Here is an 18,587-nt window from a genome sequence, read left to right on the forward strand (position 1 = left end):
TGTTCACCCGTTCTTCAAGTGCCGCATCCGGTCCAATGCACCCTGGAGAATATAGGAGGCCGCGACGTGGTCGATAACCTCTGCGCGGCGTTTGCGTGTCGTATCTGCTTCAAGAAGCGCTTTTTCTGCGGCCACGGTGCTGAGGCGCTCGTCCCAGAAGCTGATCGGCAGATCGGTGAGCTGGGTGAGGTTGCGGGCAAAGGCGCGGGTGGACTGGCAGCGGGGGCCTTCGGTTCCGTCCATGTTGCGGGGCAGGCCCAGGAGGATGCCGCTGATGTCGCGTTGCTGGATGATTTCCAGCAGGCGCGCCGCATCGAGCGAGAATTTCTTGCGCTTGACGGTTTCCAGGGGCGTCGCCACCGCGCCGATGCGGTCAGAGACGGCGACGCCGATGGTCTTGGTGCCAAGGTCCAGTCCCATCAGCGCGTTCATCGGAGGCAGGGCGGCGGCGAAGTCTTCGAAGGCGTCGTGGATCATTCTGTCAGTCCTGCCTGGGCGGCGATGGTTTCCAAGAGTGCCAGCGCCTCTGCGTCGGCCTGGAATGCACCGCGGGCCTCGTCATAGACGGTGCGGGCGCGCTCAGTCTCGCCCAGCACCGACAGGGCGCCGATCAGGCGGGCCCATTCCTCGGCGCTGCCACCCTCGGTTGCCAGACGGTCGGACAGGCGGGTGACCATGCCGCGGATCATTTCCTGCTGTTCTTCAGGAGAGAGTTCCGCCGCACCTTCCATCTGTTCGGTGCTGGGGCCGGGCAGGGCGGCCGGGCCGGTGCCGCCGCTGGGGGTGATCGGGCGGTATTCGACACCGGCGCGGAAGGCCATTTCCTCGATCTGGCCCTGAATGCCCTTGATCCACAGGGCATCCGCCGGTCCGTCCCGCAGGGTTGCGGCCCATTCCTTATAAGCGAGGTCCGGGCGGCCGATCTGGCCCAGCATCAGGCCCCAGTAATAGCGGGCCGGGCCGTGGGAGGGGTCAATGGCGCGGGCTTTTTGCAGGTCGGTCTGCGCCTCGGGCGAGACATAACCGCCGGCGGCCATGATCTTGAGCTCGGCCAGCTCGGTGAAGTCGCGGGCGTTCACTTTGCCTTCGGCCAGACGGATGTAGTTGGTCTTGGCTTCATAGGCGGCCTTGAAATTGCCGAGGTTGGCCTCGTGCTGGGCCAGCAGGGCCTGACCCTGGAGGTCGTTCTCACGCTCGCCTGCGGTCTTGCGCAGCTGTTCGACCAGCTGGATGTAGCCTTCTTCGACCTCGGGGCGCTGAATTTCCGGAACATCGGCCTCGGCCTCAGCCTGAGAGGGGCGGTTTTCGGCGCGCTCGCCTGCCAGGCGGATACGGTCCTGCAGGCCCAGATCGCCGTAGCCGGGGGCGCCCAGCTGCCAGTACAGGCCCAGGGTGCCGCCGGTGATCAGCAGAGCCGTTGCAATTGCAAAGCCCAGCGATGGAAGGCGGGGCTGGGCGGGGCCGGACTTGCGCTTTTGCAGCTGCGCGTCGGCGGCCAGGATGCGGCGCGAGATTTCGGTTCGGATACGCTCTGCGTCGGCTTGATTGATCACGCCGCGGGCCAGATCCTTGTCGACTTCGCGCAACTGCTGGCGGTAGACGCGCAGATCATAGGCCGCGGCAGGTTCGCCGTGCTCACGGGCGCGAATGATGATCATTGCCAGCAGCAGCGCTGCCGCAAAGGCGATAAGGGCGGTGACTGTCCAGAAAACCATGCCGTCTCCGTAGTTTGGTTTTCATCTATATGCGGGGGCAGCCGAACAAAAGGGCCAAACTGCCGCGCCGGGCCGCGGGATGCCGCAATGCGTCATTAAGATATGTCGCAATAACGCAGAAAGGGGACGATAAACGGCACGGGTGGCCCATGCGTTTAGTGCATACCCGCTAGCAGACACGAACCATCGGATTCGCTCATGAAACGCTATTCAGTCTTTGCTGTTGCGCGGGAAGCCCTGCGCTATCACACCGGATGGGAGCGCGCCTGGCGCTCGCCGGAACCCAAACGCCACTACGATGTCGTCATCGTGGGTGCGGGCGGGCATGGCCTTGCCACTGCCTACTACCTGGGTAAGAACTTCGGCATTACCAATGTTGCAATTATCGAGAAAGGCTGGCTCGGCGGCGGCAACACCGGCCGTAACACCACCATCATCCGCTCGAACTACCTGCAGGATCCTTCGGCTGCGATCTATGAAAAGGCGCGCAGCCTGTATGAGACCATGTCGCAGGACCTGAACTACAACGTGATGTTCAGCCCGCGCGGCGTGATCATGCTGGCGCAGACCGAGCATGAGATCCGCGGCTACAAGCGCACCGCCCATGCCAACCAGCAGCAGGGTGTGCAGACCGAGTGGATCACCCCGGAGCGGGTCAAGGAACTGGTGCCGATCATCAACCTGCATGGCCCCCGTTACCCTGTTCTGGGCGGCCTGTGGCAGGAACGCGGCGGCACTGCCCGTCACGATGCTGTGGCCTGGGGCTATGCGCGTGCGTGCTCCGACATGGGAATGGACATCATCCAGAAGTGCGAAGTCACCGGTGTGCGCACCGAGAACGGCCGCACCGTGGGTGTCGACACCACCAAAGGCCCGATTGATTGCGACAAGATCGGCATGATCGTGGCCGGTAACGCCTCCGTTCTGTCGGAAATGGCGGGCTTCCGTCTGCCGATGGAATCGGTTGCGCTGCAGGCGATGGTGTCCGAGCCGATCAAACCTTGCATGGATGTGGTTGTGATGGCCAACACCGTGCATGGCTACATGTCCCAGTCGGACAAGGGCGAGATGGTGATCGGCGGCGGCACCGACGGGTTCAACAACTACACCCAGCGCGGCAGCTTCCACCATATCGAGGAAACCGTGCGCGCCCTGGTCGAAACCTTCCCGATGGTCAGCCGTCTGAAGATGCTGCGCCAGTGGGGCGGTATCGTGGATGTGACCGGCGACCGCTCGCCGATCATCTCCAAGACCCCAGTTCAGAACTGCTTCATCAACTGCGGCTGGGGCACCGGCGGCTTTAAGTCGATCCCGGGTTCGGGCTGGGCGATGGCAGAGCTGATGGCCACCGGCCACTCGCCGCTGACCGAGGAGTTCTCGATCAACCGCTTCAAAGAAGGCAAGTTCATCGACGAGAGCGTCGCCGCCGGTGTGGCGCACTAACGCTGCAAAATTCAATACGACGGAGCAAGCACCATGCTGATCCTTGAATGCCCCTATTGCGGCGTCAAAGCCGAAGAAACCGAACTGGCCGCGGGCGGCGAAGCGCATCTGAAGCGTTTCGGCCCCGGCTCCTCGGATGATGAGTTCCATGACTACCTGTTCATGCGCGAAAACCCCAAAGGCGTTCATTTCGAACGCTGGCGCCATGCCAACGGCTGCGGCAAGTGGTTCCACGCGGCGCGCTGCACCACCACGCTAGAGGTTTTTGGCACCTACACCGCCCAGACCAGCGTGCCGACGCAGGAGATCATCGACAAGATCGCTGCCAAGCGCCCGGGCTGGACCTGGCGTGAATTTGCGGACGGACAGAAATGATCCTCCGCCTGACTGAAACATCCGCTTTTCTTTTGAAAGGTCTGAGCACATGAGCACGCGTCTCGCCAATCAGGGCCGGCTGATCGACCGCTCCAAACAGATCGACTTCACCTTCAACGGCAAGACCATGAAGGGCTATGCCGGCGATACGCTCGCATCCGCACTGCTGGCCAACGGCCAGGTGATGATGGGCCGTTCGTTCAAATACCACCGTCCGCGCGGCGTTGTCGCGTCGGGGTCGGAAGAGCCCAATGCGCTGATGCAGCTGGGCGTGGGCGACCGTTACGAGCCGAACCAGCGCGCCACCACCACCGAGCTGTTCTCGGGGCTGACCGCACAGTCGCAGAACCACTGGCCGAGCCTGGAGTTCGACGTTCTGGCGGTGAACAACAAGCTGTCGCGTTTCCTGACCGCCGGCTTCTACTACAAGATGTTCATCCACCCGCGTCCGCTGTGGAAGCATGTCTATGAGCCGATCATCCGGAAGTCCGCAGGTCTGGGCGCTGCCCCCGACAAGGAGCTGAAGGACGCCGACACCTACGAGCACTTCTACTTCTTTGCAGATGTGCTGGTCATCGGCGGCGGTGTTGCCGGTCTGCAGGCGGCCAAGGCGGCTGCGGTCTCCGGCGCCAAGGTTCTGGTGCTGGAGCAGAACAGCCACTGGGGCGGCCGTGCGCCGGTCGACGGCGGCACCATCGACGGTGAAGCGCCGGATGCCTGGATCGAAAAGACCCTGGCCGAGCTGCGCGGCATGGACAATGTCACCCTGCGTGACCGCTGCATGGGCTCGGGCGTCTATGACCACGGCTATGCCCTGGGCTATGAGCGCCTGACCGACCATGTGCCGGGCCAGGGCGGCCCGCGCCACCGTCTGTGGCGGATCCGTGCAACCCGCATCGTTACTGCAACCGGTGCCATCGAGCGTCCGCTGTCCTTTGCCGGCAACGACGTGCCCGGCGTGATGCTGGCTGGTTCGATGCGCGACTATGTGGTGAACTGGGGTATCAACCCGGGCCAGAAGGTTGTGGTTGCCACCAACAACGACGACGCCTACCGCACCGCGCTGGTGCTGCATGACGCAGGCGTCGAAGTGGTGCGCGTGGTCGACACCCGCGAAACCGGCGGCGGCGCGCTGATGGAAGCGGTCCGCGAGAAGGGTATCCGGGTCGAGCTGGGCCGCGCCATCGCCAAGGTGAAGGACGGCAAATGCGTGACCGAGGTCGCCATCTGCGCCCAGAACGGCGAAGGCGGCGCGCGGGAGACTGTGCAGGCTGACGCAGTTGCCATGTCCGGCGGCTGGTCGCCGGTGGTGCACCTGTGGTCCCACTGCGGCGGTAAGCTGATCTGGGACGAGAAAAACGCCAACTTCCGCCCCGATGCCTCGCGTCCGCCGCTGGGCCATGACGGAACCGGCTTTGTGGTTCCGGCGGGTAGCGCCAACGGCGAATTCGGCCTGGGCGCGCTGCTGGAAGACGCGGCAGCTGCTGGTGCCAAGGCGGCCGAAGAAGCTGGCTTCCCGGCGAAAACCGTGGCTGCTGCCAAGGGTGTCTCCGAAGAGGAAGCGCAGATGGAAGCGGTCTGGCTGATGCCGGCCAAGGCTGACATCAAACTGCGCATGAAGTCCTGGCTGGACTATCAGAACGACGTGAAAGTGTCGGATGTGCAGCTGGCGGCCCGCGAAGGCTATGAAAGCGTCGAGCACACCAAGCGCTACACCACGCTGGGCATGGCCACCGACCAGGGCAAACTGTCCAACATCAACGGCCTGGCCATTCTGGCCGACAGCCTGAACTCGGAAATCCCGCAGGTGGGTACCACCACCTTCCGTCCGCCTTACCACCCGATCTCGCTGGGCGCGATCGCCGGTGAGGCACGGGCCGAGATCTTCCAGCCGGTGCGCAAGACACCGATCGCAGACTGGATGGATCAGAACGGCGCGGATTGGGAACCGGTTGGCCAGTGGCGCCGTCCGTTCGCCATTACCCGCCCGGGCGAGGACCGTCATGCCGCGGTGAACCGCGAGGTGAAGAACACCCGCGAGAACCTGGGCCTGCTGGACGCCTCGACCCTCGGCAAGCTGGTGGTCAAAGGCCCCGACGCAGGCAAATTCCTGGACATGATGTACACCAACATGATGTCCACGCTGAAAATCGGTAAATGCCGCTATGGCCTGATGTGCACCGAGAACGGCTTCTTGATGGACGACGGTGTGGTTGCCCGCATCGACGAGGACACCTGGCTGTGCCACACCACCACCGGCGGCGCCGAGCGCATCCACGGTTGGATGGAAGAATGGCTGCAGACCGAATGGTGGGACTGGAAAGTCTATGTTGCCAACGTGACCGAGCAGTATGCGCAAGTGGCTGTGGTCGGCCCCAACGCCCGCAAGGTGCTGGAAAAGCTGAACGCGGCAGCCGGCGGCGGCATGGATGTCTCGAAAGAGGCGCTGCCCTTTATGGAATGGCGTGACGGCAAGATCGGCGAGTTTGACGCGCGTGCTTACCGGATCTCCTTCTCGGGCGAACTGTCCTATGAGATCGCGGTTGCGGCCTCTGAGGGCCAGGCGTTCTGGGATGCGCTGATGGAAGCGGGCAAGGAATTCGGCGTCATGCCCTATGGCACCGAGACCCTGCACATCCTGCGGGCCGAGAAGGGCTTTATCATGATCGGCGATGAGACCGATGGCACTGTGATCCCGCAGGATCTGGGGCTGAACTGGGCGCTGTCGAAAAAGAAGGAAGACTATCTGGGCAAACGCGCGCAGGCGCGCTCGCACATGGTTGATCCGGAGCGCTGGCAGCTGGTTGGCCTGGAAACCGTCGACGGTTCCGTGCTGCCCGACGGCGCCTATGCGGTGGGTGAAGGCGTCAACGCCAACGGCCAGCGCAACATGATCGGGCGCGTGACCTCGACCTACTTCTCCGCCACCCTGAACAAGGGCATCGCCATGGGCCTGGTCAAGCACGGTCCCAAGCGCATGGGCGAAGTGATCGAGTTCCCGGGCACTGACGGCAAGACTTACAAAGCCAAGATCGTTGACCCGGTCTTCTACGACAAGGATGGAGAGAAGCAGAATGTCTAAGGCTGTTTCCGTACTGAACGGCGCCCAGTATACCGGGCTGGCCAAGGTCGAAGATGCCGGCCTGCAGGGGATGATCACCCTGCGCGGCGATCTGGGGTCCAAAGCGCTGAAGTCGGCTGTCAAAGCCGCCACCGGCGCTGAGGTTCCGGCTCAGGGCTCTGTCAATGTTGCCGAAAACGGCGCCGTTGCCTGGATGTCCACCGACGAGCTGCTGCTGCTGGTGCCTTATGAGGACGCGGTTGCCAAAACCGCCGAGGTGTCCGAGGCACTGAAAGGCGAGCACGCGCTGGCGGTGAACGTATCCGACGCCCGTGCTTTCTTCCGCCTGTCGGGCGAGGGCGCGCGCGAGGTGCTGGGCAAGGTGAGCCCGGTGGACTTTGACGGCGCGGCGTTCAAGCCCGGCCAGTTCCGCCGCTCGCGCCTGGCGCAGGTGGCCGGCGCCTTCTGGTTGAACGACGATGGCAGCTTTTACATCGTCTGTTTCCGCTCTGTCGGCGAATATGTGTTCAAACTGCTGAGCACAGCGGCGCATCCGCAGTCCAAAGTGGGTGTTTACTAAAATTTTCACTCGCTTTTTGCTTGTGGTGCGATTGCGCGTCAATTACGGTGCCCTGGAGACTTTCCAGGGCACCTTTTTTTGCCGGATGCCCTGGACGAGTACCTTTGCAGAATTTTTGCAACTGGTTGATTTTGCGGCTGTTCCTAATCCGATTGAGCAGCTGCTTGAAGATTTTCAGGGAGCGGCTGATGGGTCTGCCGAAATGCGGATTTCTCGCATTGGTTTTTACGCTTTCCGCTGCGGTTGCCGTAGCGGAAACCAGCTTCCGGTGCAGCTTGGCGCCGATCGCTGGAGAAGCCTGGATCCCAGGGAAGATCACTGTGCGTTTTTCCGATGATTTCAGCTCGGCAAAAGTGACTGATGCCGCCTTTGGCGTATCGGTCGCCGCCAAGGTGACTAGACGCAGCGAAACGACATACGCGCTCAGCTGGTCGCTGCCAGGACTGGCCGTACTGACGGAATCGGGTCAAGCAGAGCCGCGGTTCAGGGCGGTTTTGAACACAGCCAATCTGAAGATGAGCATTCAAGGGCTCCGGTCCGGCGCCTCTGTCCAGCCGCCGCGCGGTTCGGGCCGCTGCACGCTGGAGCATACGGTATCGCATCTGGCCCAAAATGAGAGCGAATGGGAATTCCGCCAGCCCTGAGGGGCGCAATGACGGTGGCAGCTCTCAATCCGGGGGCTGTTCCCGGAATTCGGCAACGAGCCGCGGGGGCGCGGGAAGTGCAAGGTAAAGAAACGCTGAAGCCCCGGCACGCAAACGCACATAAACCCTGCGCTGATTTGCTGTCTTGGCCCTTGACCTGATAGCGCGCAAACAGCATGTATCTGCGCAGGAACGCAAACTTATTTCACAGGGGGCCCAAATGGCTTTTGAACTTCCCGATCTTCCTTATGCTCATGACGCTCTGGCTGCCAAAGGCATGTCGGCGGAAACCCTGGAATACCACCACGACCTGCACCACAAGGCCTATGTCGACAATGGCAACAAGCTGATTGCCGGAACCGAGTGGGAAGGCAAGTCGCTGGAAGAAATCATCACCGGCACCTATGACGCCGGTGCAGTTGCCCAGAACGGCATCTTCAACAACATCTCGCAGCTGTGGAACCACAACCAGTTCTGGGAGATGATGGGCCCGGGCGAGAGCAAGATGCCGGGTGAGCTGGAGAAGGCTCTGGTTGAGTCCTTCGGTTCGGTAGACGAGTTCAAATCGCAGTTCTCCGCCGCAGGCGCAGGCCAGTTCGGCTCTGGCTGGGCGTGGCTGGTCAAGAACGCAGACGGCTCGCTGGCGGTGACCAAGACCGAGAACGGCGTGAACCCGCTGTGCTTCAACCAGACTGCACTGCTGGGCTGCGATGTTTGGGAGCACTCCTACTATATCGACTTCCGCAACAAGCGTCCGGCGTATCTGACCAACTTCCTGGACAACCTGGTGAACTGGGAAAACGTCGCTTCGCGGATGTAATCTGCGTACAGATGATTGCCTGGAGCGCCCGGTCCTGCGACCGGGCGTTTCTTGTTTTAAAGAACCGCTGGCGCGTATAGCGCACAGGTGCGGGCGTCCGGAGGCAGAGATGACAGAAGCAGCCAAAGGCATCCTGGCAATGATAGCGGCCTGCGTCGTCTGGGGGCTGTCGGGGATCTATTACAAGGCACTGTCACATGTGCCGCCGGAGCAGGTGCTGTCGCACCGGGTGCTGTGGTCGTTTCTGTTCTTTGCAGGGGTTCTGCTGGCACAGGGCCGTATCGGTGCCCTGGGGGCTGCGCTGCAAAGCGGCCGTAATGCGTTGTTCCTGGTCTTTGCTACCGCGATGATTTCGCTCAATTGGTTTGTCTTCATTTCATCGGTGCAGACCGGCCACGCAACAGAGGCGAGCCTGGGGTATTACATCTTTCCGCTGCTGAGCGTTCTTTTGGGGCGCATTGTTTTTGGTGAACGGCTGACAGGGGCTCAGCTTCTGGCGGTGGGGTTAGCGGCAGTTGCGGTTGCAGTGCTGTCGTTCGGGCTGGGGGCCGCACCGCTCATTCCGCTGGTTCTGGGGGTGAGCTTTGCTTTGTATGGTGTTGCAAAGAAACAGCTTCCGCTGGGGCCGGTAGTGTCGGTAACGGCGGAGGTCCTGCTGATACTGCCGGTGGCGCTGGCGGTGATCTGGCTGACCGGCGGTGCGGGTTTTTTGAACGGCGCGGCGGATGCGGCGATGCTGGCGTTTTCCGGCATTCTGACCGGGCTGCCGCTGATCCTGTTCAGCTATGCGGCCAAGCGGGTGCGTCTGGGTACTGTGGGCGTGCTGCAGTATCTGAACCCGACCCTGCAGTTTCTGGTGGCCGTGATGGTCTTTGCCGAACCCTTCACCCCGTGGCACGGGGCAGCCTTTGCGCTGATCTGGAGCGCAGTGGCGGTGTTTTCGGTCTCGGCCCTGCGTCAGGAGCGGGCGTCGCGCAGGGCGGCGATGGCGGCAACCGGCGTGTCGGCCCAGATCAGGTAATCCGCCGTGTCCTGACCGGCAAACCCTTCGGCAACCAGATGGGACAGGAGGCCGCGCAGTTTGTCCCAGTAGCCCTCGGTGTTGAGGATCACGATCGGTTTCGCGTGCAGGCCAAGCTGGCGCCAGGTGAGGGCCTCGAACAGTTCATCCAGCGATCCGGCGCCGCCGGGCAGCACCACGACGGCATCGGCATTCCACAGCATGACTTTTTTGCGTTCATGCATGGTTTCGGTGACGATATAGGTCGTCAGGTCCGATTTGCCGACCTCGCGCCGTTCCAGGTGGCCGGGGATCACGCCAAAGGTTTCGGCTCCTGCGGCCTGGGCCGCGCGGGCAACTTCGCCCATCAGCCCGACATCACCTGCGCCATAGACCAGCCGCATACCGTTTTCAGCCAGTGCGCGGCCAAGCTCCTGCGCGGCCTGGGCATAGGCGGGACGCGCACCTGCGCGTGAGCCGCAGTAGACACAGACGGATTTGATGCTCATCGGCCAGCCTTTCCGTGGAATTTCAAGGTGAAACGCAATTGGTGTTTTGACCCGTGATAGCGGGATTGGTAGGTTTGCTCAACTAAGCGGAAGGCAACATTCCGCAAATGCCGAAGGGATCGAAATGGCGGAAACATCTGGAAGCGGGGGTCTGGGGGCCCTCACACTTGGCGGTATTGCCGGCGTTGCGGTAGTGCTGGGCGGCGTTGTGCTGTTCCAGCTGGGCGTGCTGGGCACCAGCCAGCCGGAGGGCGAGGCGGCCAATGGGCAGGCGGGCAGCCAAGCCGCGAATGACAGCGGCACCTTCACTGGAGACGGAGACGAGTCCGGTCAGCCGCTGCAGAACCGGGCCGTCCAGGACGCCGCAGAGGCGGCCCGGGAAACCGCAGAGGCGCCCCAGGAAGCCGCGGGAACAGAACAAGGCACCGGAGGTCCTGAGGCCAGCGAAGCCGAGGGAACTGCAGTGGCGGAAGCTTCGGAAACGCTTGAGCCGGCAGACGGCACTGTGGCGGGCAGCAGCACGCCAGAGCCGGAGGCCGCCAGCGCAGGCAGCGCGGCCAGTGGCGAAGAGGACAGCACGGCTGCGGCCGATGCGGAACAGCCGGCAGCAGCCGCAGCAGAACCGGCCCCGCAAGATGACGCGGCGGCCGCCGGGACCGGAGCTGCAGAGGAGCTTGCTCTGGCGGCGCCAGAAGAGGGCGCAGCAGCGGAAGCACCGGAACCGCCCGCCGCTGCCGAACCCAAAGAGGAGATCTTTGTCCTGGAGGCGCCGGAGCTTGATCTGGTGCGGGTTGACAATGAAGGTGCCGCAGTGATTGCCGGGCGCGCGCAGCAAGGGGTGCAGGTTTCTGTGCTGCTGGACGGCGAAGTGCTGGATCAGCTGGAGGTGCCTGCAGGCGGTGAATTTGTTTCGCTGACGACAATCGCCCCAAGCGCAGAGGCCCGGGTGGTTTCGCTGCTGGCTGAACATGGCGGGCAGCAAAGCGTTTCCGGTGCCTCCTTCATTCTGGCGCCCGTGACGCCGGTGGCCGCGGCGCCTGGCGGGGAAGGCGGCGGGGAACAGCGCACCGCAGATGCCGGGGCACAGGCCCCCGCACCGGAAGAAACGGTGCCTTCGGATGAGCAGGCAGCCGGGCTGGAAACGGCAGGCACTGAGAGTGCAGGGCAAGAGGTGGCAGCGGCAGGAGGCCAGCCGGACACCGCGCAAGACGGGGGCGCCGATGCAGCCGCAACCGCTGCTTCGGAACTTGGTGCGGGCGAAGACACTGCGGCGCTGACGCTTGCGACAGAGCCTCCGGCCCCGCAGCCGCAGGGCCAGGCCGTGGCCGTGCTGCGTGCGGACGAGGACGGTGTCGAAGTGGTGCAGCTTGCTGTTCCCGCGGATCCGGAACTGAGCGACGAAATCGCGCTGGATGCCATCAGCTACAACGGCACAGGCGGGGTTGAGCTGGCGGGGCGTGCCCGTCCGCAGTCGCGGGTGCGGGTCTATGTCGACAATCAGCCGGTTGCGGAACTTGATGCCGCAGACGACGGCCGCTGGAACGGGCGGCTGGAAGATGTGGCACCGGGTATTTACACCCTGCGCCTGGACGAGATCGAACCGGCCACTGGCGATGTCGTCAGCCGTCTGGAAACCCCGTTCAAACGCGAGGCACCAGAAGCGCTGCCGCAACCCGCAGGCGACCCTGTGCCGGATCAGCCTGCGCCGCTGGTGCGTGCGGTGACGGTGCAGAAGGGCGATACGCTCTGGGCCATATCGCAGCAGAAATACGGCAGCGGCTTTCTGTATGTGCGGGTGTTTGAGGCCAACCGCGGCGCAATCCGCGACCCGGATCTGATCTACCCGGGACAGGTCTTCACAATTCCGGAGTAATGCGGGCCGCCGCAAGAAAACGCGCCCTTGCGGCGCGTTTTTTACGCCTGACCCTCGCAATTTCGTGATCGGGTGCGTATTTCAATTGGTCTAGCCAGGACCAGCCATGACACAGACAGATCAGGCCGCAGCGCCGACCGAGCCATCCATTGCCGAAGATGAACGCCGCTCCGGCCTGCGCACGCTGCGCAAGGTGGGGCCGTATTTGTGGCCCCAGGGCAACCGCGCGGTGAAGATCCGCGTGGTGCTGGCGCTGGCGGTTCTTGTTCTGGCCAAGCTGATCGCGGTCTATACGCCGATGCTGTACAAGGGTGCGGTGGACAGCCTGGCGGGCGAAGGCGTGCCGCCGCTGGCGCTGGGGGCAGTCGGCCTCACCGTGGCGTACGGCGTGTCGCGGATCCTGACCACTGGATTTCAGCAGCTGCGCGATGCGGTCTTTGCCCCTGTCGGCCAGCGGGCCCTGCGCCGCCTGGCGCTGGAGACCTTTACCCATATTCACCGCCTGTCGATGCGCTATCACATCACCCGCAAGACCGGCGGCCTCAGCCGCATCATTGAGCGCGGGGTGAAGGGCGTCGAATTCCTGCTGAGGTTCATGCTGTTTTCCATCGGGCCGCTGATCCTGGAGCTGACGCTGGTTGCGGTGATCCTGACGGTCCTGTTCGACGCCTGGTATCTGCTGGTGGTGGCTGCCACCATCGGGCTCTATGTCTGGTTCACATTCGCCGTGACCGAATGGCGGGTGAAGCTGCGGCGGGAAATGAACCAGCAGGATACCGATGCCAATCAGAAAGCCATCGACAGCCTGCTGAATTATGAGACAGTGAAGTATTTTGTGGCCGAGGACCGCGAGGCCGCACGCTATGACGGCGCGATGCGGGGCTATGCGCAGGCGGCCTTGAAAACTGCCTATTCGCTGGCGGCGCTGAATTTCGGGCAAAGCGTGATCATCACTGCCGGTCTGATCGGGGTCATGGTTATGGCGGCGGTCGGGGTGGAGCAGGGCCATCTGACCGTCGGCGACTTTGTCATGGTCAACGCCTATATGATCCAGATCACCGTGCCATTGAACTTCCTCGGCACCGTCTACCGCGAAATCCGCCAGAGCCTGGTGGACATGGGCGAGATGTTCGACCTGCTGGAACAGCCCGCGGATGTAAGCGACCGGCCAGGCACCGGTCAGTTGCAGGTGAACGGCGGGCGGATCACGCTGGAGGATGTGCGGTTCTCCTATGATGCAGGCCGTGAGATCCTGAAAGGTGTCTCGCTGGAGGCGGAGCCGGGCCAGACCGTGGCGATTGTCGGCTCCACCGGGTCGGGAAAATCGACAATCGGGCGGCTGCTGTTCCGGTTCTATGATGTCACCGGGGGCGCGCTGAAGATTGACGGGCAGGATGTGCGTGAGGTGACGCAGCAAAGCCTGCATCAGGCCATTGGCGTGGTGCCGCAGGATACCGTTCTGTTCAACGACACCATCCGCTATAACATCGCCTATGGCCGCGACGGGGCCACCCAGGATGAGGTGGAGCAGGCCGCGCGCGACGCGCAGATCCACGATTTCATCATGGCGCTGCCCGAAGGCTATGACACCCAGGTAGGGGAGCGGGGGCTGAAGCTGTCCGGCGGTGAAAAGCAGCGGGTCGGGATTGCCCGGACGCTGCTCAAGAACCCGCCGGTGCTGCTGCTGGACGAGGCAACTTCGGCGCTTGATACTGACACCGAGCAGGAGATCAAGGAAGCGCTGGCCCGGGCCGGGCAGGGGCGTACGGTGATCACGATCGCGCACCGGCTGTCGACCATTGCCGAAGCAGACCGGATCGTTGTGCTGGAGAAAGGCGAAATCGCCGAAACCGGCACCCATGAGGATCTGCTGGCGAAGGACGGCCGCTATGCCCGGCTGTGGCAGCGCCAGCAAGCGGATCAGGACGCTGCCTGAGGCTGCAAGGACCAGACCCGGTCGAACTGAAAAGAAAAGGCCGGTTCTTTGAACCGGCCTTTGCCCTTGTTTCTGTGCTGGGAGATTAGAAGTCCTCCCATCCTCCGTTTGCCGCCTTGGCAGGCATTGGCACCGCAGTGCCAAAGTCCATTTCTTCACCGTGCGCGCTGGGCGTTTTCGGCGCCGGGGCCGCAGCGGGCCTTTTGGCGGCCGCTGCCACAGTACCGGAGATTTTGAACTGTCCGATCAGCTCCGCCAGCTTGCTGGCGTCGGTGTGCAGCATGTGGCCGGCAGTGGTGGCCTCTTCGACCATCGCGGCGTTTTGCTGGGTGACCTGGTCCAGCTGGCCGACGCCAGTGTTGATCTCGCTCAGGCCGGTTGACTGTTCCGCAGCGCCTTCAGCGATGTTGGAGACAAGTTCCGAGATCGTGTTGACACGGCTGACAATACTGGTCAGCGCATCACCGGTTTCTCCAACAAGATCAACGCCCTGTTTCACATGTTTGGAGCTGTCCCCGATCAGCGACTTGATCTCGGTGGCGGCATCCGCGGAACGCTGCGCAAGGGCGCGCACTTCGGAGGCAACCACTGCAAAGCCTTTGCCTGCCTCGCCGGCCCGGGCCGCTTCGACACCTGCGTTGAGGGCCAGCAGGTTGGTTTGAAAGGCGATGTCGTCAATGACTGAGATGATCTGGGAGATCTTGGTCGAGGATTGCTCGATCTCGGTCATCGCAGCAACGGCGCTTTTGACCACTTCGCCGCTGGCCTCTGCCTCCTGGCGGGCTTCCTTCATCGTCTGCTCAACTCCGCGTGCGCCGTCTGCCGAGGATTTGACCGATGCAGTCAGCTCTTCCAGGGCTGCGGCGGTTTCCTCCAGAGTGGCGGCCTGGCTTTCCGTGCGGTTGGACAGGTCGTCGGAGGCGGTGCTGATCTCAGTTGCACCGCTGTGAATGCTGCTGGTGGCCGCGATCACCTGTTCAATGGTGTCGCGCAAAGTTTCGACAGTGCCGTTGAAGCTTTGGCGCAGCTGTTCATATTCCTCCGGGAAAGCCTCGTTGATGGCGCAATCGAGATCGCGGCTGGAGAGGCGGGCCAGATGGTCGTCAAGCTTGCCGACGACAGCGCCGCGGTCGGCGATGCGGCTGGCTTCGATATTGGCAAGCTTTTCATCCGCTTCCGCCAGCGCGGCCCGGGTTTTTTCCATTGCCCGGCTAAGTTTGCCGACTTCGGTTTTTGACTCAAGAAAGGCTGGCTGGAAATCGAATTCCTTGCGGGCGAGACGGTCCAGGTCTGCCTGCAGGGCGCCGAATTGTTTCGTAAAGGCGGTGATCAGGCGCAGCCCGATGGTGCCGCTGATGATCAGCGACAGCGCAACCGCCGCCATGGTTACGATGAGCGCCTGGCGTGCGCTACTGGCTTCCTCGGTGGTGAAAGCCATCATTGCGCCTGTCACGGTGTTCTCGACGCCCCGCAAAGAGCTTACCCAGCTGGTGGCGCGGTTGAACCAGTCGCGGGAACTGTAATCCGGAGCCGTGGCACCCGGGCCTGCCTCCAGGACCTGGGTGCGGATACCTGGCAGGCCGGCGGGTTCAAGGCCTGCGCGGATGTCCAGCGCGGGCAGTATCTGGCCAAAGGCCAATCCTGCGATGTCCAGCAGCTTGGTTTCAACAGCACCTGTGCTGGTGAACCAGCGGTAGAGGTCCAAGTTGAAGCTTCCCAGGCCAAAACCCCCGGCCCCTGCAGCCCGTTGCTGCCCCGCGGCCTCCTTGGCATAGGCAAGGTTGACAAGACCGGTGCTGAGCTGGGCCAGTTCGGCGTTCTTCTGATGCAGAAGCTGCACGCTGGTGCTGTCAAGGATATCGGCGATCATGCCCGAATAGCGTGATCCCATTTGCGCCGGGCTAAGCCCTTGGGCGCTGACCGTTTCACGCAGGGCGGACAGCTGATCCAGGTTTGTCAGAGCCTGTGCCGCCGTGTGCGGGACGTCCTGAATGGCTTGGTCAACTTGACTGCGCGTCGCGCTCAGATCAGCAGTGCCGGACTCCCCTTTGGATGACAGAAACACGGCGGACAATCCGCGTTCTACCTGCAGGTAGTGGACCACATTCATAAGAGCCACTGACTCGCGGGTCTGGATTTGCGACTGTTTTGCATTTTGGTAGTTCTCAAAATCCACCGAGGCCTTGAAACCGCCTATGGCGGCCAGTGCGATGAAGGGAACTGCGATCAGCGCCAGGATCTGCGAACGTAAAGACATCTATCTTTCCCTAACCAAAGAAACACGATTTGCGGGAATTACCCATTCTCGGTGGTTCAATGCCATGGAGGAGATAACATATAGTGAACTTCGAAAGTGTCTTAGAGTTGTGTTTTAAATAGATGTTTTATTCTTGGCTGTCCAAATGCGGCAATTCCGGGCTGGAATTGACGCAAATGGCAGTGTTTCAAATTCATGCAATTAGGAGAACTGTATTGCGGCCCTTTCGGCTGATCAAGAATTGCACACTTAAATCAACAAGTTAGCGCGTTGCTGTGCGAGGTTCCGTTGCTGGGCGAACGCAAATAATAAAAAATCTATGGTATTGCACACTCGTCGAACAAACCCGCAAAAAATCCCTTTGGGAAAGCTCCGCAAAACTGTGAACTGCCGGGCCGCGCGCTCCCTGGCCCGGCCGGGCTGCGGCAGGCTGCCCCTGGGAGGGAGCGGGCTTAACCGCTGCTGCCAGCCAGGGCTGTCAGCGCCCTTACAATGCGGTCATAATCATTTCCCAGATGGTGGCCGCCGTCGAAGGCCATCTTTTGCGGTGCCGGAAGCCGGGAGACAGGGCAGGCGCTGACCGTCTCCTTGCGGCCGTACAGGCACAGAACCCGGCTTGGTGGCAGGCTTGCAGAAAGGGTGTTAATGGCCGGTGCGACCTCTGCCGATCCGGTGGGCCTGCCCAGCCAGCCGCCGGCAACGATTTCAAAACCGGTGAGGGTTTCCGGTGCAATCAGCCCCACAGCTGCAAGGCGCGAGCGCAACCCGGGCGGCAGTTCTGGGACGGCAAAGGGCAGCGTGTTGGCCCCAAGTGAAAATCCCAGCAGCAGGACACGGCTGGCGCCGAATTTCTGGCGGAAATGCATGTCGATGCGGGTCAGGTCGGCGGCGATCTGCCGGGGACGTTTTTCGCGCCACATGTAGCGCAGACTGGAAATTCCCACGACAGGGATGCCGCGGGCTGCCAGCCTGTCCGCGATCTGTTCATCGAAATTCGCCCAGCCGCCGTCGCCAGACAGAAAAATCGCATAGGTGCCGCCCGCCGTCACTGCATCGCCGTGGTGGATGGTGAGCGGCAGATCTGCCAGGCTGCTGTCCTTGGCGGCAGTTTCAACATCAAAGGCGTGATCGGTGCCCGCCAGACGCAGATAGCTTTGGTAAAAAGCGCGGCGCGGGCTGGTGTCGGGACCCGGCGCCACCACCGCGGCACCCGTGGCAAAGGATGTGCGGCCCGGGGAGGCGAGGTCCAGCCAGCGCAGCGGGGCCTTGCCTTTCCGGGCTGTTGCCAGTGCCGCGCCGCCGCAGGGGGAGGTATCGGTGAAACCGGATGTGACCAGTCCCTTGAACCGGTCCGGAGCTGCATCTGCTGCTGCCAGGGCAATGTCCGCGCCAGTGCCGAAACCCGTCAGAACTGGCGTGCGGGCCAGTGCCCCCTGCTGATCCTGAATACGGCGCGCAAGCCTGGCCAGCAGGGCGGAAGTTGCGGAGCAATCGCCGCCGGTCCGGGCCAGCAGCGCGGGATCGTCAACGCCAATGACCAAAGTGTGCATCTCGGATAGCCGCTGCGCACGCGCCGCCAGGTCGCTGCCCCAGCCCTCAGCGCCGGTAAGAACCAGTGCCGTGGACCGCGCTTCCTTGCCTTGCGGAAGACTATTGCGAGGGGATCGGCCCTGGTGCCCGGATCTGGCGGGTGAAGGGCGAAATAGGCGACCGCAGCGAGCAGCACCAGCCCCGCGGTTCCGGCAAGCGTCTTTGCTGGGGAGCTGGGTCGCGGCATGTGCTGTTTTCCTTCCCGGCAGTAAGATCGACGATCACCGGGTATCAGAACTTCCCTGCCGAAGCGTGAAGGGTGCCTGCAGGGCGCAGCACCTTGCCAGCCTTGGTTGGGAAACCATTGCACGCTTTCCCCGTTGACCAGCTCCCGGTGCGCAATAAAGTACGCCTGATCCGGGACCTGCGGCATGGCGCCGCGCGGCCTGGCCAAAAGGACAAACTGATGAAGAAACTTCTGCCCGCTCTTTCCGCTGCCGCTTTGCTGGCCTTCCAGGCGCCCGCTTTTGCCGAGGACCTGGAGTTCCTGCTTTTCAATGACAGCAGCGCCGAACTGGTTGAATTTAATGTATCGCCCGCGTCTTCGGACGATTGGGAGGAAAACCTGCTGGACGGAGGTTATCTGGCACCCGGCTATGAGATCGGTGTGCTGATCGCCGATGGGTCAACCACCTGCGTCTATGACATCCGTGGCGGTTTTGCCGACGGGTCCGAGGCTGAGGACTATGGCCTCGATCTGTGTGAGCTGGGTGAATACACTTTTACCGATTGATCCCAGCCAGTGGGCGGCCGGGCCTGCCCCTGAAAGTAAAAAGCCCCGCGG

General features: G+C 62.6%; 15 protein-coding genes. 10 read left to right on the forward strand and 5 right to left on the reverse strand.

The window, feature by feature from the left end; genetic code table 11:
• Positions 1-3 precede the first annotated feature (3 nt).
• Complete coding sequence (ruvX, locus tag ACXAHG_RS14200) at positions 4-477, reverse strand: Holliday junction resolvase RuvX (protein ID WP_475042802.1); 474 nt, start codon at positions 475-477, stop codon at positions 4-6.
• The gene (ccmI, locus tag ACXAHG_RS14205; RefSeq protein ID WP_475058298.1) at positions 474-1,715 is read right to left on the reverse strand and encodes a c-type cytochrome biogenesis protein CcmI; all 1,242 of its coding nucleotides are present in this window, start codon (positions 1,713-1,715) and stop codon (positions 474-476) included. Before ccmI ends, ruvX begins: the two co-directional genes overlap by 4 nt.
• A 198-nt stretch (positions 1,716-1,913) precedes the next feature.
• Between ccmI and ACXAHG_RS14210 the strand changes: the two genes are divergently transcribed.
• The 7 genes from ACXAHG_RS14210 to rarD all read left to right on the forward strand — a co-directional run bounded on the left by ACXAHG_RS14210 (position 1,914) and on the right by rarD (position 9,659).
• Positions 1,914-3,158 carry a sarcosine oxidase subunit beta family protein gene (locus ACXAHG_RS14210; RefSeq protein ID WP_039130171.1) on the forward strand — a complete coding sequence of 415 codons (1,245 nt, stop codon included), beginning with the start codon at positions 1,914-1,916 and terminating at the stop codon, positions 3,156-3,158.
• Between the two features lie 33 nt (positions 3,159-3,191).
• Complete coding sequence (locus tag ACXAHG_RS14215; RefSeq protein ID WP_475058300.1) at positions 3,192-3,533, forward strand: sarcosine oxidase subunit delta; 342 nt, start codon at positions 3,192-3,194, stop codon at positions 3,531-3,533.
• A gap of 49 nt (positions 3,534-3,582) precedes the next feature.
• Positions 3,583-6,615, forward strand: coding sequence for a sarcosine oxidase subunit alpha family protein (locus ACXAHG_RS14220; RefSeq protein ID WP_475058303.1), 3,033 nt, complete (start codon positions 3,583-3,585; stop codon positions 6,613-6,615).
• Complete coding sequence (locus tag ACXAHG_RS14225) at positions 6,608-7,174, forward strand: sarcosine oxidase subunit gamma (RefSeq protein WP_475058305.1); 567 nt, start codon at positions 6,608-6,610, stop codon at positions 7,172-7,174. The genes ACXAHG_RS14220 and ACXAHG_RS14225 overlap by 8 nt, the downstream gene beginning before the upstream one ends.
• 164 nt (positions 7,175-7,338) lie before the next feature.
• A complete protein-coding gene (locus ACXAHG_RS14230; protein WP_475058308.1) occupies positions 7,339-7,818 on the forward strand; it encodes a hypothetical protein in 480 nt (159 codons plus the stop codon).
• 220 nt (positions 7,819-8,038) lie between these two features.
• Positions 8,039-8,638 carry a superoxide dismutase gene (locus tag ACXAHG_RS14235; protein ID WP_475058310.1) on the forward strand — a complete coding sequence of 200 codons (600 nt, stop codon included), beginning with the start codon at positions 8,039-8,041 and terminating at the stop codon, positions 8,636-8,638.
• 109 nt (positions 8,639-8,747) lie between these two features.
• Positions 8,748-9,659, forward strand: a complete 912-nt coding sequence (gene rarD / locus ACXAHG_RS14240; protein WP_475058312.1) for an EamA family transporter RarD — start codon at positions 8,748-8,750, stop codon at positions 9,657-9,659.
• Here the strand turns inward: rarD and ACXAHG_RS14245 are convergent.
• Complete coding sequence (locus ACXAHG_RS14245) at positions 9,596-10,147, reverse strand: LOG family protein (protein ID WP_475058314.1); 552 nt, start codon at positions 10,145-10,147, stop codon at positions 9,596-9,598. The genes rarD and ACXAHG_RS14245 overlap by 64 nt on opposite strands.
• 124 nt (positions 10,148-10,271) lie before the next feature.
• On the opposite strand from ACXAHG_RS14245, the gene ACXAHG_RS14250 reads away from it, so the two are divergent.
• Entirely contained in the window at positions 10,272-12,020 is a 1,749-nt protein-coding gene (locus ACXAHG_RS14250) for a LysM peptidoglycan-binding domain-containing protein (RefSeq protein WP_475058316.1), read from the forward strand.
• 106 nt (positions 12,021-12,126) lie between these two features.
• On the forward strand, positions 12,127-13,956 hold the full coding sequence (locus ACXAHG_RS14255; protein WP_475058318.1) for an ABCB family ABC transporter ATP-binding protein/permease: 1,830 nt from the start codon (positions 12,127-12,129) through the stop codon (positions 13,954-13,956).
• An 85-nt stretch (positions 13,957-14,041) separates the two neighbouring features.
• Here ACXAHG_RS14255 and ACXAHG_RS14260 read toward each other — a convergent pair whose 3' ends face one another.
• Positions 14,042-16,213: a methyl-accepting chemotaxis protein gene (locus ACXAHG_RS14260; RefSeq protein ID WP_475058320.1), complete on the reverse strand. Its 2,172-nt coding sequence runs from the start codon at positions 16,211-16,213 to the stop codon at positions 14,042-14,044.
• 452 nt (positions 16,214-16,665) lie between these two features.
• The gene (locus ACXAHG_RS14265) at positions 16,666-17,763 is read right to left on the reverse strand and encodes an AcvB/VirJ family lysyl-phosphatidylglycerol hydrolase (protein ID WP_475058323.1); all 1,098 of its coding nucleotides are present in this window, start codon (positions 17,761-17,763) and stop codon (positions 16,666-16,668) included.
• A gap of 446 nt (positions 17,764-18,209) precedes the next feature.
• On the opposite strand from ACXAHG_RS14265, the gene ACXAHG_RS14270 reads away from it, so the two are divergent.
• Positions 18,210-18,536, forward strand: coding sequence for a hypothetical protein (locus ACXAHG_RS14270; protein WP_475058325.1), 327 nt, complete (start codon positions 18,210-18,212; stop codon positions 18,534-18,536).
• Positions 18,537-18,587: the final 51 nt, after the last annotated feature.

The organism is Leisingera sp. ABD4_442 (genome assembly GCF_056160905.1).